Here is a 17,239-nt window from a genome sequence, read left to right as displayed (position 1 = left end):
GGGCAGGGTGAAAGGCTGCATCGCGAATCCACGCTGATATTTTTAACATGAAGCTGCAACGCGACGCGCACGGCAATAGCGGTCTCCAGACTTGAATGGGGCGCGTCAGCGCACTTTTCCGATGTGACGTCCCGGTTGCCGCATGGGGCCTTATGAGGTCGCGTGCGGATTGCGGATATTCCCGAGCATGTCGGAGATCTCGCTTGGGCAAGGTCGCCGAAAAACGCGCTGGTCGAGGTGCTTACCGACTTTCTGCCACCGCCATTACCTGTCCACGTGCTCTATTCCCACACACGCCAGCCCCAGCGATCCAGCAGACGTTGGATCAACATCGACGGGCGGTCATCAAACGAGCCGCACCATTCTTCCCATGCGATCTTCATCCCAGCCCCCGAGCGGACGAGAGGGGAACGCATTCCACGGATTTTCCACGGATCGACGTGCGCGGTTTGCGCATCGTTTTATGCCGACTTGCCGATCGGATTTTCGGAGGGTCGAAAAAAGCCCAGCAATCACAGGCTTTAAATGGTGGGCGCACAAGGGATCGAACCTTGGACCTCTCCCGTGTGAAGGCGACACCTACCGTAATAAAATCAGCATGTTATCGGGGCTTTGCGGTGTTTTCCGCAGTTTTTCCGCTGTCAGGTGAGAGCAGCAATAACGGCGCGGCGTGCGAACCAAACTCCCACAATGGAGTGGCCGACAGCTATCGCGACGGCGCCATAAGCGAGATTGTGCCAAATGCCCCGTGGCGGCCAGGCCGTATTTGTGTGCCCTCGTTGCCGTAGTGGAGCTGCGTTAGAAACCCGCAACGCGTTCAGGCCCCCGGCCTGCCGGCTCCGGCCCGTCCCATGCGTCTTCCACTCAGAGAGCACCGATGTGAAGATAAGGTTCAACCCTGCGACGAATTAGACTCTCTGGCTGGGCGACGGGTGCCCATGCCGATCTCCGGCCTATCGACGATGCCCGGTGTCTCCAAGCGGCCTTTGACAAGCCCTTGGGCGGGAGGCCGTGGGGAGGTTCGCCGAAGGCAGACGGACTTAGATAACCCCCTTATTCCGCCCTTGGCCAATCGAACTCCAGCTTGTTGGCCCACGTCCCCCGGATCAGGGTGTAGATGCTGGCTCCGCGCTTGAACTTAAGTGTCGGCCCGTCCCGCCCATTGGAGAACTCGACCCGGAAGTAGAGCCTATTGAGGTCATGGGTAAAAAACTCATGCAAGGTCTGAGCATTCTCGGCCGTGTAGAAAGAAGCTAGATCCTGAAGCCTGGCCTTGAACTTGACGATGCGCTCCTCGACGTCGCGAAGAATGACAACGGCGGCGTGCCGTTGGTTTTCAGACATGCCGACGATGAAGTTCAAGGCATCCTGGCTGTATGAGTCCGACGCGACCGACAAAAGCATGCGGTGCATATCTTCCAGCTCTTTCGTCGGATTGTAGTCTTTCTGAACGGCGATCTGACCGCTGAAAGTTCCAAGGACGTGGTCACGGCTCTCTACGCCATCCTTGCCGCGCCCCTTGAAACCAGCCGGGCCGAAATAGTCGTCGTCCTGTTCCTGAGATTCGTCCCGGATGATTTCGGTTAGGGTGAGCTGCCCACCATGATGGTGCTTCATCTGGCGGAGCAGCTCATGGACTTCCGGGATAGTGTTGCGGAATTTCCGATAAGCTCTGACCGCTTCGGCCGCGACTGACTTCAGGCTTTCCAAGACATTCAGTCTTGGCGCCACCAGGGGCAAAGCATCGAGAAGGTAGCCCTCCTCGCTGTCGCGCCGGTCGCGCCACTTCCTTTCCTTCTCCGCCTCGGCCAGGACGTCATCGTTGGCGCAGCAGTTGCCGATGAAGGCGCAGCACTGGAGTTCGTAGAACCAGACCAGCGACCCGGTCAGGAAGCGGTTCGGCGTGCACATGGGACAGGGGCAGTTGTCGCCCTCCGGCCGTTTCCGGCCGTCTACCGTGATGAGATGCTTGAGTACCCTGAACTTTGCGTCCTTGGGGATGTGGTTTCGGAACAGGGAATCGATCAGCTCCGGCTGGGCGGTCTCTTTGATCCGCGCCACCGTCTCGTCGATCCAAATCCCTGACGGCCTGTCCTTGAACGGGCGCCAGGGTAGCTGCTGCTGGTCTGAACTCTTACGCTTTACGGTACTGGAAACGGCAGGTTTGCCATTTGCCATCCAAAGCCCCTTATGAGAACGAACCCAGAAGACTCATTTTGTTCTTATCGTTGTGAGCCCGCAGGCCGTGGTTGAGCGATTCGCAAATCGCTATTCCAGAAATATACAAGAGCTAGGGGCGAAGTGTCGTTTATTTTCTTGTTAATACCTTATCTTGTGTGGAATGGGGATAAATGGCCAGATTTTGGCCTTTACTAAGGGTGCCAAGTATAGGGGACAAAGTGAGAATCGAGGGCTCAGAAGTCTACGAGCTGGCGTTTACGTCCACCGAGTTCACCGTGCTGTGCGCCAAGGGGACGAACAAGTTTTCCGGGCAGAGAATGATGGGGGTGCTTCAGGAATTGGCGCGATACCTCAGCTACACTGCGATCGTTTCTGGGATGCATATGCCGGACGATCACGGCGTCGCGGCTCAACTGAGAGAGGACTACCTGGGCCCACCGAACAATTAGCTGGGGAAGTACATGCCGAATGCTGCACAAGTTACAACTTGAATGCCAAGCAGATTTGAATGCGGGAATTCTGGGATTATCCCTACGGCGTTTTAGTAGATTGTCAGACGGACGGGCTACGTTACATGCTCGACCGAGTTTCCTATTGGGGAAACTCGGGTTGGGCTTACGAAGTGTGGGGCAGCTCCATTATTCACGTCAGGTTCAATGACAAAGACGAAGCCGTCTACTTCGCTTTCATGAATGATGGCGTAGCATTTACCTGATTGGCCGGTACTGCTTCGGGGCGGCAGCAAGCTTATTCAACTTCACTGATGAACGTCACCGTCCGCTCGCCTCGGGTTGCCCTACCGTTGCGACGCTTTCAGGTGCGATTTGCTTCGCCGCATTCAAGAGTTCGTCGACGCGACAAGCGGCACGATAGATCATCCCCCTGCGGCTGCCCTTCATATCGTTTTCGGCCCGGTCCAGGCATGCAGTAAGGATCTTCCGAATGGTTTCGACGTCTTTTTTCTTGACGGTGTCCGGCAAAGACTGAACCGCACCAGCAAAGACGACGTCTTCTTCGATTGTGGTCGGTTCGGAAATTTCGCCTCTTATCAGTTGTTTCGCGAGCGCTCCAGGCTTTCCAGAAGCTGAACGAAATGCCAAGTCTTTACCCTCGATACGTCTAACGACTGCGTCGCGTGAAGAGGGATGGGTTGCAACACTTGATCGAAGATCGTCAGCGATCTTCGACGCTGTTTGCGTTGTTTGATTGATATAGAACCAAATCGGCATCCAACGTCTTTGATTGAATGCTTGAAAGTGGATATATGAAAGCGGCTCAGCGATTTTTTCATTTAAAAGAAAGTTGCGCACCACGGCATCTGGAGTTACGTGCTGCCTGATAACGTGTGTACGTTCTTTCTCGGCTTCAGACACGGGCTCCACGTTGCCGATAAGTTTGAGCGCGGGTGATCCTTTCTGCTGCGTAAAGTCTCCTTCTCGAACGAATTGGATGGAGGCGAGCAGGGACTTGTCTATTACAAATCTGCCACTGGCGCCGGAAACCTCGCCACTGTCGAGGTCGATCGTCGCGTCTTTACCTGATGCTACGCGTCTGACGCGCGCGCCGAACTCTGCAATCGCGCGTTGCTCTCGCGCGGCAATGATCTGGCGAAGTTCTCCGGGCTTGATGAGCCTGGTCTCGCCGACATATCGGAAGTAAATACCCCCTTCCTTTATATCTTGACCAACATTTTTGATGGCAAGAACGGGGGCATCGGCGTGCTTCTCTACATACAACACGCCGACCAATCGACCTCCGAGATCAAGTGACGCCTTGGTGACATGAGGGACAGGGTCGAGAGAACTTGCCAAGGCTCTATTGATCAACCCCACGTCGGTGTTCGTAAAAGTGGCATCCCGTAACCCTTCGGCCTGGAAGCTTCCGTCTGTTATGCCCAACAGGATGTAGCCGCCTCTGTTATTGGCGAGGCCGGCTACGGCGCGCAGGATTTTCGAGAAGTGGTCTTCGGGCCGAAGGCGAAAGCTTGCCTTGCACTCCGCACGATCAGTTTCACCTCCGATGAGCTTCCATCCACCGCCCGCGCGCACGAACATAGCTCGCAAGACGCGCTGATCTACCGGCGAAGGGGCGGGGGGTCTTTCAGCGCTCCCGTCGCCCCAGGATGCGAGAAACGCGTCCAGCTCCTCAGGAAGTGCCTCTTCGACGTTCGCGCCATATTTCTCGGCCTTGATCTGTGCAATACGGCCGGAGCTGATCAGACGGTCAGAGCGGTTGAAGTAGTAATGGATCGCGTCGTTGCGCCAACCTTTGCGTAGCATCGCTTTGACGAAGGCGATCTCACTATCGGTCAATGATCGCTGCTTGGTCATGCAAAGGCGCCCCCGATCCTTATTTTTTCGGAATGTGCACCAGCCGCACTTAGAATCCTACTGTCCGTTAGTCGAAATGTTCTTCTTAGCTCGTTTGGAGATGACCTAGACCGAAGTTTCAGATTTCTTAGTGTGTGTCGGCTCCAAACTTTGCCCCTATCCGCGGCGAACTTCCAGTCTGCGGGGCTTGAGGCGCACCGCGTTCGGGTCGGCGCCCATCTTAGAGGGCTTGTTCCAGTTTGAGCCGGTTTGCTAAGTCAATCGCGGCTTCCTTCCTTTCGCTGTAGCGGTCTGTTAGATGCGCCGAGATGTCCCGAGTGAGCAGTGTGAACTTCACTAACTCCTCGGCGACATCCACGATGCGATCGTAATACGGAGACGGCTTCATCCGGCCATTGTCGTCGAATTGTTCGTAGGCTTTCGCAACCGAACTTTGATTAGGGATGGTGACCATCCGCATCCAACGCCCAAGGACGCGGAGCTGATTGACGGCATTAAACGATTGCGAACCGCCGCTGACCTGCATCACTGCCAGCGTCTTGCCCTGCGTCGGACGAACCGCGCCAATGGAGAGCGGAATCCAGTCGATTTGGGCCTTCATGATGCCGGTCATGGCGCCGTGGCGTTCCGGACTGCACCACACCTGACCTTCCGACCAGGCGGACAGTTCACGCAATTCCTCGACCTTCGGATGCGTCGCCGGCGCGTCGTCCGGAAGGGGCAGGCCTGTGGGGTTGAAAATGCGTGTCTCCGCGCCGAAAGCGTTCAGCAGGCGGGCTGTTTCCTCGATCGCAAACCGGCTGAACGACCGCTCGCGCAACGAGCCGTAAAGCAACAGGATACGGGGCCGGTGACCGACGAGCGGGCCATGCTGCAGGACGGTCGCATCCGGAAGCCGGAAGGCGGCAGAGTCGATGTTCGGGAGATCAGCCAGCATCGATGACCTCGCCGTCTTCCTTAACGAAACGGCCGATATGCGGGTTCGGCAGAATATCGAGAACAGCCTCCGATGGACGGCAGAGCTTCGCGCCCTTGTCGGTCACCACGATCGGCCGGTTGATCAGGATGGGATGGGCCAGCATGAACTCGATCAGCTCGTCATCGGTCCATTTCGGATCGGCTAGGCCGAGATCCTTGTAAGGGGTGCCCTTCTCGCGCAGGACGTCGCGGACGGAGATGCCCATGGCGGCGATCAATTCGACGAGCTTGCCACGGGACGGCGGGTTCTTGAGATACTCGATCACCTCGGGCTCGACGCCGCTCTGGCGGATCATGGCGAGCGTGTTCCGGGAGGTGCCGCAGTCGGGGTTGTGATAGATGGTGACGGTCACGGGCGGACCTCCAAAGCGGGGGATGTTGAAATGCAATTTTGGTCAAGCACGTGTCTTGCTCTTTCGGGACTTGGCAGGACGGTGCGTGAGACTCTCAAGAAGCGGCTCGCAGAATTCACGCCGTCCACCGCAGCAGTCCTGGACCATGAAGATGGTCAAAGCCTGGAAAGTTGCAAGATTCGCGCGGTAGACGATCGAGCGGCTCTGTCGCTCGCCTATGATCAGCCCGGCGCGCGAAAGTATCGCTAGATGCGATGACATCGTATTCTGAGGAACACCGACCTTTCGCGCGAGGTCTCCCGCGGCAATACCGTCGGGCTCATTGCTCACAAGCAGCCGGAACGTGTCGAGGCGCGTCCCCTGCGATAAGGCGGCAAAAGCGAGAAGTGCACCATCATAATCCATGCATCCGGAATTATGGATGTATTCTGCCGCTGTCAAGCCCGTGTCGCGACTTCAGAGTGCCCCAAGTTCGGCAGTTCAGGCCCGGACCGGCATGCCAATGATGGACCGCCGAACCCGTGCCGACACGAAATCGATGGCCGCGACCGTTCCCAGGATCATCAGGATGATAAATGACACATGATCCCAACTTTGCTGACTGATCTCGTTGGAGAGATAGAGCCCGATGCCGCCAGCGCCGACGATGCCGATTACGGTCGCCGACCGCACGTTGGATTCAAAATAGTACAGGACCTGACTGAGAAAAATCGGAAGAACCTGGGGGATGATGGCGAAGCGAACTTCTTGCACTTTGGATGCCCCGGTCGATAGGACGCCCTCTACTTGCTTCCGGCTCGCGGTCTCGATGGCCTCTGAGAACAATTTTCCGAAGGATCCCAGGTCCGACATGGCGACCGCCAGGATGCCGGAAAACGGACCAAGGCCCACCACGTTGATGAAGATCAGCGCCCAGATCAGCGTGTCGATGCCTCGCATGACGTCGAAGCTGCGCTTGGTCAAGAAACGGACGACCCACATGCCTGCTACGTTTTTGGCAGCGAAGAAGGCCAGGGGGAACGCCAACGCCGCCGCCAGCATTGTCCCCAGGAATGCGATCGAAAGCGTCTGGCCGAGCGCAGTGATATAGACCGGCAACTGCTGCCCTGCCGTCGGCGGAAACATGGCTTGCAGGATGATGCCGAGCCTCGAGACGCCGCGGAGCAATGCACTAGGCGAAAAGCCGAGCCAAACAAGCCCGAAGACGAAAAGGCCGACGATGCCTGCCGTAGCGAGAATCGTCGCCGCCCGCCGCCCATAGTCGGGAGCGAACACCTTCGGGTAGGATGCCAAGATACGTTCGCGTTCCGGACCATCGATGTTCTGCAAGCGCATTCGCTCAGTGTCCCGTCAGCCCGAGAAGCCGATGCCGCAGGCGTTCGGTCAGCAGGTCGATCACAAAGACCGTCGCGATGACCATCAGGAGGATCGCGCTCACGTCCGAATAGTAGAACTGTCGAATTGAGCTCAGGAGTTCCTTACCGATCCCCCCGGCGCCGACGAAGCCCATCACCGTCGCACCGCGGACGTTGATCTCGAACCGCAACAGGACGTAGCTGACGAAGTTCGACATGACCTGAGGCAGAACTGCAAATCGTATTTGTTCAACCCAATTCGCGCCTGTGGAGCGGAGCCCCTCGACTGGCTTGAGATCGATATTCTCGACGACCTCGGCGAATTGTTTGCCCAAAGCGCCGACGGTATGAATGGCGATTGCAAGGACGCCCGGAACGGGTCCCAAGCCAATCGCGTAAACGAACAGCAGTGCGAAGACGATATCCGGCACCGTGCGGCAGAATTCCAGGGTGCGCTTCACGACGAAGGCAACCACGTGGTTCCTGAAGATGTTTGCGCTGGTCAGGAAGCACAAAGCAAAGCCGACGGTCGCGCCTGTCAACGTGCCGACGTAGGCAACCAACAAGGTTTCCAACAGGAGCTCGATCCAGGTCGGAAAATTCCAATACCATTCGGCGACGTCCGACCAGAAGGTCGCTGGACGCAAGGTCGGCATGATGTCGCGGAAATAGGACCCGAAGCGGGGGAGACCTTCGACGAATTTCTTTACGTCGACTTCTCCAGACCAGGCGGCAGCCACAGCGCAAATCAGCACAGCGGCGGCGAGCAGCGCCGCGCGGATGCGCTTGCTACGGACGGCAGCCTTGTAGTCACGCAGCAGCAAGATGGCTCGCTGCCGCGTGACGTCTGCGGTGTCTACGGTCACCGAAATGGCCTCGTTCGACGAGTGGATCGAGATCAGGTCTTCTTTTTCCGCTGAGCGTCGAGCCAAAGGTTCATCTTCACCGACTCTTCGTAGTCCTTGGTCGTCACCGGCACGAATTCGATGTCCTTACCGTCCGAAAGCTTGGAGAATGCTTCCTTGTCTTTGGTCGGGGCGTCCAGGAACGCTTTCGCGATCGCCTTCTTCATGTCGTCGGGCATGTCAGCCAGATATGCATAGGGCGGGCCGGGGAGCAGCGGAGACTTCCAGAGCAGGCGGAAGTCCTCCTTCTTCATGGGGGAGCCGTCCAGCTTCTTGACCATGCCCTTGTTGAGCATGCGCGTCAGATTGGAGTCGTCGTCGGAATTCCACCAATTGACGGCTGCATCGACCGTACCGGACGCAAGCGCCAGAACCGCGTTTTCGTGGCTGCCTGTGGTCTGCACGAGCTTGAAGTGCTTGTCGATCGGAAAGCCTTGTTCGGTAAGGAAGTAGTTCGGAGCCTTAAAGCCGGAGGTGGATTCTACGTCCACGGTGCCAAGGACCTTACCCTTGAGGTCTTCCACCGTTTTGTAGGGCGAGTCCGCGCGCACGTACATCACCGAATAGTAGCCGATGGATTGATCCGCGTTTCGGGTGGTGACGAACGGAATCACGTTGCCGCCGGAGACCGTGTTGGCACGGGCATAGGAGCCAGGGCCGTAAAGCCCGATATGGATCTGCTTGTTCTTCTGGCCTTCGATCACTGCCGTGTAGTCGTTGGCGATGCGCAGCACGACTTTCACGCCGAGTTCTTTCGAGAGATAGTCCGCGAACGACGTGACCCGGTCATTTTTGCCGGTGGCATTCTCGTTCGGCACCATGGCCAGCACGATCTCCGGGTACTTGTCCTTCCACGACTCGGCCATTGCGGGAAAGGTCGCCAGGCAAGCACCGATGCTGACTGCAGACAAAGCGAGACGCATGTTCATTTTCTGCTCCTGTTCAAGTTGTCTAGAATTATCGACAACTTTGGTGACGAGCAGATGACGGGACCGTCGTTATGAAGCTGAAGATGTGGGCAGTCCACCGTCCTTCGTCGCCGCGGCGCGCTCGGCGAGAGGAACTGGATTCAGCGGGATGAGGAAGGTGATGAAGCAACAAAGCAGCAGCATGATCGCCGATCCGACGAGGCATCCAGTAATGCCGCCAGCCTGATAGAGGACGCCTGACAGCGTGATGCCGAGCAGGCGGCCAGCCGCGTTCGCGGCGTAGTAAAAGCCGACATCTTCAGCCGCCTTCTCAGACCCGGCATAGGCCAGGATCAGGTAGGAATGAAGCGACGAGTTGACCGCGAACGGAATCCCGAACAGCGCGAGTCCGACTACAAGAATGAGATCCGGCCTCGCAACGTCGGTCGAGTTCATGATGACCGCAAGAATGATGGGGACTGCCGCAAGAATCGCTGACCACAATCGTGCGGACGGCACTTCGCGGCTGAGGCCGTCGGGACTCCGGGTCACCAATGATGGCGCGACGGCCTGCACGAAGCCGTAAGCGACGGTCCACGCTGCGAGAAAGCCGCCGACCTGCAGAAATTTCCATCCATTGGCGTAAAGGAAAACGGGTAGTCCGACCACGAACCACACGTCTCTCGCGCCGAACATGAAGATTCGTGCAGCAGCCAGGAGGTTGACGCCCCTGGACTTGCCGAAGAGCTCACGGATTGTCTTGGATGACTTGGCCTTGCCGAGTTCGGAAGGCAGCAGAAGCAGGCCTGCAACGAAGATGATGGCGAGAAGACCGGCCATCAACCACAGCGAATGCGAAAAGCCGACAAGATCGAGCAGCAGGCCGCCGACGAAGAAGCCGATGCCCTTCATCGCGTTCTTCGAACCCGTGAACCAGGCCACCCATCTGAAAAGCTGGCCGCTACCTTCAGCGGAAGTGGCCTTGATGGCGGACTTCGAGGCGGTCTTCGTCAGGTCCTTTGCGACGCCGGCGATGCCCTGTGCGACGACGACCCACGCAACGGACGCGACTGCGCCCCAACCGGGATCAAGAGCCGACAACATGAGGAGCCCGGCGATCTGCAGTCCTTGTCCGATTGCCAGCATGCGCGGAATGCCGAAGCGGGAGGCAAAATAGCCGCCAGCAAGATTGGCGGCTATGCCGGCGGCTTCATAGAGCAGGAACAGGAACGCGAGGGTAAATGGCGTATATCCAAGCCTGAAGAAATGAAACAGGACGAGCATGCGCAACGCGCCATCGACGAGGGTAAATCCCCAATACGAAGCGGTGACTATGATGTAGTTGCGCACCATGATCAGAATCCTGCCTTCCGCACGATGTTGGCGAGATCGACCATGCGGCAGGCGTAGCCGACCTCGTTGTCATACCAGGCGTAGATCTTCAGCAGGGTCCCGTCGGTGACCAGCGTGCTCTGGGCATCGACGATCGAACTTCGCGTATCGTTCGTGTAGTCTGCGGAGACAAGAGGGCGGTGTTCGATGCCTAAGATGCCCGCAAGCACGGTCTTCGCGGCCCCCTCGAAGAGCGTATTGACTTCAACGGACGTCGTCTCCCGGGCCATCTCGAACACGCAATCTGTCAGGCTGGCGTTGAGAACAGGAACGCGGACGGCGTGACCGTTCAACTTGCCCTTTAGGTCGGGGTAGATGAGCGATATCGCGGTTGCGCTACCCGTCGTGGTCGGTTGCATCGACAGCATTGACGACCGGGCCCGGCGAAGGTCCTTGTGGGGCGCATCGACGACGACGTTGGTATTGGTGGGGTTATGGATCGTCGTAATCTGCCCGTGACGTATACCGATGGCTTCGTGGATGACCTTGACGACCGGGGCGAGACAGTTGGTTGTGCAGGATGCGGCGGTGAGGAGCCGATGACGTGCCGGGTCGTAGGTCTTGTGATTTACGCCGACCACGACGTTCAAAGCCGCATCATCCTTGACCGGTGCTGCAACGATGACGCGTTTGACGCCACGATCGAAGTACCCCTGCAACTGGTCCGGCTTCAGGAATTTGCCGGTGCATTCGAGCACGACGTCGCATCCGAGGTCGCCCCAAGGCACATCGCCCGGAGCAGCCGCTTCGGAGAAGCTGATACGCCTGTCGGCCACGCTGATCGACCGGCCGCCGTGTACGCCAATCTCGCCATGCCACCTGCCATGGACGCTGTCGAATTCCAGTAGATGGGCTGTCGCGTCGATGCCACCCTTGAGTTCATTGACGTGAACGACGTCCAGCCGGTTGGAACGGTGTGGATCGCCATCGGGGCGATACATGCCGCCAAGCCCCGCCCGCAGAGCAAGGCGGCCGATCCGGCCCATTCCGTTGATGCCGATTTTCATTTCGATGCCTTCTAGATTGATATGCGCGTGCTATCGCCGATCTCGTCCAAGCGCGCCTTGAGCGCCATGCGGTCGAGGGCGGCGAACGGAAGGCTCACGAAGATTTCGATGCGACGGCGGATCATCGCGTACAGTTCGTTGAGGAGGGTGGTCTTCTCGACGGGAGAGCCGTCGAAGCGCGCGGGGTCCGGAAGGGGCCATGCGCCCGTCACGAACCGGCTGTCGATGTCCGGACAGAACTGACCCTCCGGCGTGTCGCAGAGGGCGATGACGAAATCCATCCTCGGCGCATCCGGGCCCGAGAAATCGTCGAGCGATTTGCAGTGGAGCCCGCCAACATCGTGGCCTAACTGGCGAAGCCGTTCGATCACTTCCGGAAGAGGCGCCTTTCCGGGGTCCGATCCCGCGGAATAGGCCCTGAATTTGCCCTTGCCCATACGTTCGAGGACCGCTTCAGCGATGATCGACCGCGCGGAGTTATGGGTGCAGAGAAAAAGGACGTTGAAGGCAGGCGTAAGGACGTCAGGTGTAGGGGTTTCTTCGAACGGCGGTGCCGTCGGGGCGCAAAGTTCTGGATGTCCGCCGCAGCAGTCTCGGGTGAGATAATCGATGAGGCCGCGATAGCCGGTCAGGTCGGCGCGATAGTTCATCGCCCGGCCGTCCTTGGCCGCCTCGATCATTCCGGCGCGCATCAGCGTCGCAAGATGGGTCGACATCGTATTGTGCGGCACCTCGCAACGCCTGGCGACTTCGCCCGCGCCGAGGCTTTCCGGATAAACGGAAAGCAGCAGCCGGAGCGCCTGCAACCTGGTCGGCTGAGCGATCGACGCGAAGCGTTCCACGGCGACTTCGCTTGGATCGGGCTCCAGTATCGCCACCGTTCAGACTCCGATTGTCAAAGGGTTGTCATGATGTGTATATATGTCGAGACATATCGACATATAAGGGAGGATCGTCTCATGATCAAGCTGTTTCGGGCCATGGCTGTCGGCGCAGTCCTTGTCCACTCGGGAAGTGCTGCCCTCGCGGCGGAAAGCAACGGATCCGGATCGACGTTCGTGTATCCGATCCTCGCAAAGTGGGCCTCGGAGTATCAGGCGAAGACCGGCAACAAGATCAACTACGTCTCCAATGGTTCGGGCGCTGGATTGCAGCAGGTGAAGGCGGGCACGGTGGATTTCGGAGCCTCCGACATGCCGCTGCAGCCAGATGAACTGGCGAAGGCTGGCCTTGGCCAATTTCCGCTGGTGATAGGTGCGGTGGTCCCGGTCGTGAATCTCGAAGGCGTCGCGCCGGGCGCGATGCATTTCACGGGAAGCGTTCTGGCCGACATCTTCATGGGCAAGATCAAGAACTGGAACGATCCGGCGTTGAAGGCCCTCAATCCTAATCTGCAACTACCGACCTCGGCGATCACGGTGGTCCACAGAACCGATGGATCCGGCACGACCTTCAATTTCGCTAACTACCTCTCCAAGGTAAGTCCGGAATGGAAGGCCACCGTAGGCCAAGGTGTCGCTCTCGATTGGCCCGTAGGAGTCGGTGGCAAGGGAAACGAGGGGGTTGCGGCTTACGTCGGCCTGTCCAAGAACACCATCAGCTACGTCGAGTATGCGTACGCCGTACGGAACAAGCTCGCCTACGGTCTCGTCCAGAATCGTGCCGGACGTTTCGTGCAGCCGGATGCTCAGTCGTTCCAAGCCGCTGCGGACAGCGCGGATTGGGGAAGTGCAAAGGACTTCTATCAGATCATGACCGACGCACCCGGCGACAATGCCTATCCGATCACGGCGACATCCTTCATCCTGTTGCCGAAGCAGCCGAAGGAGCATGTCAGATCCAAGGTAGCGATCGACTTCTTCAGGTGGTCTCTTGAGAACGGTGGTGCCGAAGCCGCGGCTCTGAACTACGTGCCGCTTCCAGCAAGTCTCATCGACAGGATCGGAAAGTATCTGAAGAGCGACTTTGGTGCCTGACGGTCGCCATCGCAACGCTCCTTATCATGTTGATTTCTCAGAGTTGAAGGATGGAGTCGAAGCGATGGTAGATCACCAGTCCGCCTTCCGGAACGTGACCGACGTCGGCGGCTATCTGGGCGAATCCGTCTGACTGAACGATCGGAAGTAAACGAGCGGATCCTCCGCGTCCTAGCTTTCGCAAGAGGGGCATTCCGTCGTCAGCGTATCCGACCACGGAAACCGGCACGAATTCCGTGCGCCCCAGCTTGTGAAAGAACGTCTCTGCCGTTCGCGCCGGCGGCGACGGGGCTCCAGGTGGCGCTCCGATTAGTCTGCGAACGAGAGGGCGTACGAAGAGAAGATAGCCGACAAGCGCAGCCACTGGATTTCCGGGCAGGCAGATCACGCGCATCGCTCCCAAGGATCCTGCCGAGATCGGTTTGCCCGGCCGCAACGCAAGGCGCATGGCCCTGCAGCGGCCACCAGCAGAGAGGAGGGCGGGATGCATGTAATCGGCCTCGCTGCCGGACACACCGCCAGTTGAGATGAGCAGATCGAAACGGGCGCTTGCTCGGGTTAGTTCGCCCGATAAACGGTCGGGATCGTCGGCCGTGATGCCGAGATCGGCGACGTCCATGGCGGGGCTGGAAAGCAGGGAGAGCAACATCGGGCGATTGCTGTCGGTGATCAGACCTGGGGCAATTCCAGGTCCGGGTTCGACGAGTTCGTTTCCGGTAGACATGACGCCGACCCGCAAGCGGCGAAGCACGCGAACCTGCCGCACGCCGCAGGCGGCGAGCATGGCCAGATGCCGAGAATCGACGATCGATCCGCGGCGCAGCACGATCGTGCCCGCCGCCACGTCCTCGCCCGCACGGCGGATATTGCTGCCGATCTCTGGAGCGGCATCGAACGCGATCGCGGTTCCGTGGTGGTGGGTGTGCTCTTCCATGGCGATGGCGGCGACACCTGGCGGCACCTCGGCTCCCGTCAGGACCCGGATGGTTCTTCCCGGAACGAGAACAGCAGGTCCAGTGCGGCCTGCATGAACCGCTCCATCCAGCCGTAACGATAGGCCTCCGTCACGGTCGAGATCTGCAGCATGGACACCGAAGCCATCGACCGCGGAATTGTCGAAACGAGGTAGCGCGATGTCGGAGACGACATCGACAGCGACAATCCTACCCGTCGCCTGCGACGTTAGGACGATTTCGTCACCGTGTATCGGACGCAAGCCAGCGAGAATGTTCTCCAATGCTTCCGACGGTGAGAGCAGGGCGCTCAGATCGGCGAGACAATCTTCTGAAGCGCGGCGGGATGTATTGTGAATTTGAGCAATCATGGATTGGAGTTCAAAGGCAAGGCGGGGTCCGGAGACCCCGCCTTGCTGTCAGACCGAATACTCCTTCGACTTGAACGTCAGATGCCGGACTCCTTCCGGAGCATCCGAGATCTTCCGGATGTTGCCCCAGGTCTGCTTGTAGTTTGGAATAACGAGTTCGTTCACGCCCTTCGACACCACGTTACCTTGGACGCCGGTCGGAAATCCGAATAGCATGAAGGCCTGCTTCCGCTTGGCAGTTGGGGTCGGATAGGCCATTGCCTGGGTCGAGCCGTTGTCGTTGAACACTTCCACCAGGTCTCCGTTCTTGAGCTTGAGATCCGACATGTCTTGAGGGTTCATTTCGATGAATGGATATGGCCAGCGGTCCATCACGAATTCATTTTCCTTGTCCAGATAGGCGCTCTGCCAGATAAGGTTCGCGCGTCCGTTGTTGATCAGGAAGGCGAACTTGTCCTTCTCGGCCTGCTTTCCGGAAGCCTGAAGTCCGCGCCACTGAGCCGAAGCGAACGTGGCTTTCCCGTCCTTCGAGTTGAACTTGCCATCTGCAAAAAGGCGCTTTGTTCCGACGATCTTTTCTTTCCCGTCGCTTGAATCCACGCGCACGGCGGGTTCCTGGAAGCCGTTAGTGCCCATGGCCCGCAGTCGCGCGTAGGTTACAAACTCGCCGCCCTTTTCGTTCTTGGCATAGCCGTCCATGAAGGCGTCTTCTTCTGTCTTCCAGTCGAAGCCCTTGAACTTGTCGGCGATGTCGCTCTTACCCAATTCGCGCCACACGCGCTCCATGTTGTTGGCGATGCGCGCCGCGATCAGGCAGTCCGGCACGGCGTTGCCCGGCGGGTCCATGTAGCGCTCCGTGAGCCTCATACGGCGCTCACCATTCATCGAGGTCAGGTTCATTTCGCCTGACGTCGCGGCGGGCAGCATCACATGACATGCCTCGCCAATCTTCGTCGGGACGATATCAACATCGACCGCGAACAAACCGCCGTTTTTGATGGCATCGGCAATCGCCTTCACCATGGCCGGGCGGTCTCCGTAAGGAACGGCATTCATCGCATCCTTCACGATGTCGGTGCGTTTTTTGTAGACCCGCTTGAATTCCATCGCGTTCAGGGTCGTCTTGTAGTGGTCGCACCCCCAGATGTGATGGACACCTCCCTTGCCATTGATCAGCAACTGATCGACATACACGGCGGGCTTGCCCACATGGGCGTCCGAGGGTCTGGAATAGCCCTCTTGGTGGCCGCCCATCCGGACACAGCCGCCGCCGGGGCGGCCGATATTGCCGGTCGCCAGCGCGAGGTTCACCAGCGACTGGTTGGTCCGGTAATTGTCGTTGCCCCAGATCAGCCCCTTCTCATAGGCAAACATGGTACGGCGTCGGGCGCCCCCAGCCTTTGGTTCCGCCATCCATGTGATCGCCTTGATGATCTCTGCCTCGCTGAGGCCGGTGGTTTTGGCGGCATCGGCCACCGAGACCTTGTTGGCTGCAATGGCTTTGTCGAAGTCCTTCGTGGACGCGGCGATGAAAGGCTTGTCGATCCAGCCCTTGTCGACGGCGTAGGTAAGCCAGGCGTTGAACAGGATGAGGTCCGTGCCGGAGTTGATCGCCAGATGCAGCACGTTGTCCTTGCCAGCCTCGACCTCGCACGCGTTGACGGTCACGGTCCGCCGCGGATCGACAATCACGATACGTGCCTTGTCCACGGGCTCCGTTCCGAACTCAGCTTTCTTCTTGTCGATAGAGGTGCCGCGCAGGTTGGGCACCCAGTGATTCAGGAAGTAGTTCGTCTGGGTTTCGAGAGCGTTCGTTCCGACCGCGAGAATGGTGTCGGCGAGTTCGGCGTCTTCGTAGCAATTGTTGAGTTCGCCGACACCCATGTCACGGGAGCCGTGAACCTCCGAATTGTACGCAGGCCGGTTGTGGATGCGGATGTTCTTGACCTTCATCGCGCCGAAGTAGAGCTTGCCGGTCCCCCAAGTGTTTTCATAGCCGCCACCGGCGCCGCCATGATCGAACGCCGATACGATCAGGCCGTCCTCGCCTTGATCGGCGATCACCGCGGCGGTGACGCGCGCGACCAGATCAAGCGCATCATCCCAACTGGTGGGCTGCATTTGACCGTAGCGCCAGACAAGCGGATCCGTCAGTCGTTGGAGCTGGGTATTGCGTTGGCGGGAATGGCTCATCTCGGCGATCCGGGAGCCACGCGCCGAGCCGAGTCCGGAATTTACGACGCACTCCTTGTCGGGCTTGATGACGATATGCACGTCCCGGCCGTCCTGCTTGACGACATTGTACATCGACGGCGAATACCACGCTGGCGTGTCGGCCTCCTGCTGCTTTGAAAGATCGACGCCGAATTTGTTCTGGTCGGGTTTGCTCCCGCCTTCGTACCGGGCGTCCCAGGAATAGGCCTTATAGCCGCACCCCACGATGCAGTAGTGGCAGACAACGTTGTGTTCCTTGGCGTCGGCGGGAATGATGGGCAGGCGGCCGATCTGGCGCTTGTAGCTCATGTCTGCT

The 17,239-nt window shown here is 58.6% G+C and carries 15 protein-coding genes; 2 read left to right on the top strand and 13 right to left on the bottom strand.

What is annotated here, in order from left to right; all coding sequences use genetic code 11:
* Positions 1–1,053: 1,053 nt before the first annotated feature.
* Positions 1,054–2,178 carry a hypothetical protein gene (locus A4A58_RS25170; RefSeq protein WP_068737319.1) on the bottom strand — a complete coding sequence of 375 codons (1,125 nt, stop codon included), beginning with the start codon at positions 2,176–2,178 and terminating at the stop codon, positions 1,054–1,056.
* 221 nt (positions 2,179–2,399) lie between these two features.
* On the opposite strand from A4A58_RS25170, the gene A4A58_RS30955 reads away from it, so the two are divergent.
* Positions 2,400–2,630: a hypothetical protein gene (locus A4A58_RS30955; protein ID WP_158005742.1), complete on the top strand. Its 231-nt coding sequence runs from the start codon at positions 2,400–2,402 to the stop codon at positions 2,628–2,630.
* Between the two features lie 321 nt (positions 2,631–2,951).
* Here A4A58_RS30955 and A4A58_RS25155 read toward each other — a convergent pair whose 3' ends face one another.
* The 10 genes from A4A58_RS25155 to A4A58_RS25110 form a co-directional block, all read right to left on the bottom strand.
* Positions 2,952–4,511, bottom strand: a complete 1,560-nt coding sequence (locus tag A4A58_RS25155) for an AlbA family DNA-binding domain-containing protein (RefSeq protein ID WP_068737313.1) — start codon at positions 4,509–4,511, stop codon at positions 2,952–2,954.
* A 220-nt stretch (positions 4,512–4,731) separates the two neighbouring features.
* A complete protein-coding gene (arsH, locus tag A4A58_RS25150) occupies positions 4,732–5,448 on the bottom strand; it encodes an arsenical resistance protein ArsH (protein ID WP_068737311.1) in 717 nt (238 codons plus the stop codon).
* Complete coding sequence (gene arsC, locus A4A58_RS25145) at positions 5,438–5,842, bottom strand: arsenate reductase (glutaredoxin) (RefSeq protein WP_068737309.1); 405 nt, start codon at positions 5,840–5,842, stop codon at positions 5,438–5,440. Before arsC ends, arsH begins: the two co-directional genes overlap by 11 nt.
* A gap of 42 nt (positions 5,843–5,884) precedes the next feature.
* Positions 5,885–6,247 (bottom strand): ArsR/SmtB family transcription factor, encoded by a 363-nt coding sequence (locus A4A58_RS25140; RefSeq protein ID WP_068737307.1) that lies wholly within the window; start codon positions 6,245–6,247, stop codon positions 5,885–5,887.
* Between the two features lie 75 nt (positions 6,248–6,322).
* Positions 6,323–7,177: a phosphonate ABC transporter, permease protein PhnE gene (gene phnE / locus A4A58_RS25135; RefSeq protein ID WP_068737305.1), complete on the bottom strand. Its 855-nt coding sequence runs from the start codon at positions 7,175–7,177 to the stop codon at positions 6,323–6,325.
* Positions 7,178–7,181: 4 nt separating this feature from the next.
* A complete protein-coding gene (gene phnE, locus A4A58_RS25130) occupies positions 7,182–8,063 on the bottom strand; it encodes a phosphonate ABC transporter, permease protein PhnE (protein ID WP_068737303.1) in 882 nt (293 codons plus the stop codon).
* 32 nt (positions 8,064–8,095) lie between these two features.
* Positions 8,096–9,031, bottom strand: coding sequence for a phosphonate ABC transporter substrate-binding protein (gene phnD, locus A4A58_RS25125; protein WP_068737302.1), 936 nt, complete (start codon positions 9,029–9,031; stop codon positions 8,096–8,098).
* 69 nt (positions 9,032–9,100) lie between these two features.
* A complete protein-coding gene (arsJ, locus tag A4A58_RS25120; protein WP_068737300.1) occupies positions 9,101–10,363 on the bottom strand; it encodes an organoarsenical effux MFS transporter ArsJ in 1,263 nt (420 codons plus the stop codon).
* Positions 10,364–10,365: 2 nt separating this feature from the next.
* Positions 10,366–11,409, bottom strand: coding sequence for an ArsJ-associated glyceraldehyde-3-phosphate dehydrogenase (locus tag A4A58_RS25115; protein WP_068737298.1), 1,044 nt, complete (start codon positions 11,407–11,409; stop codon positions 10,366–10,368).
* An 11-nt stretch (positions 11,410–11,420) separates the two neighbouring features.
* Positions 11,421–12,287, bottom strand: a complete 867-nt coding sequence (locus tag A4A58_RS25110) for a helix-turn-helix domain-containing protein (RefSeq protein ID WP_068737297.1) — start codon at positions 12,285–12,287, stop codon at positions 11,421–11,423.
* A gap of 81 nt (positions 12,288–12,368) precedes the next feature.
* On the opposite strand from A4A58_RS25110, the gene pstS reads away from it, so the two are divergent.
* Positions 12,369–13,385 (top strand): phosphate ABC transporter substrate-binding protein PstS, encoded by a 1,017-nt coding sequence (gene pstS / locus A4A58_RS25105; protein ID WP_068737295.1) that lies wholly within the window; start codon positions 12,369–12,371, stop codon positions 13,383–13,385.
* 37 nt (positions 13,386–13,422) lie between these two features.
* On the opposite strand, the gene A4A58_RS25100 is transcribed toward pstS, so the two are convergent.
* On the bottom strand, positions 13,423–14,709 hold the full coding sequence (locus A4A58_RS25100) for a molybdopterin molybdotransferase MoeA (protein WP_081422056.1): 1,287 nt from the start codon (positions 14,707–14,709) through the stop codon (positions 13,423–13,425).
* A 48-nt stretch (positions 14,710–14,757) separates the two neighbouring features.
* Entirely contained in the window at positions 14,758–17,232 is a 2,475-nt protein-coding gene (locus A4A58_RS25090; RefSeq protein ID WP_068737290.1) for an arsenate reductase (azurin) large subunit, read from the bottom strand.
* Positions 17,233–17,239: the final 7 nt, after the last annotated feature.

This window comes from Tardiphaga robiniae (genome assembly GCF_001618955.1).
Classification (GTDB): domain Bacteria; phylum Pseudomonadota; class Alphaproteobacteria; order Rhizobiales; family Xanthobacteraceae; genus Tardiphaga; species Tardiphaga robiniae_A.
The sequence above is the reverse complement of the archived record's forward strand: the minus strand, read 5'-3'. Positions and strand labels throughout refer to the sequence as shown.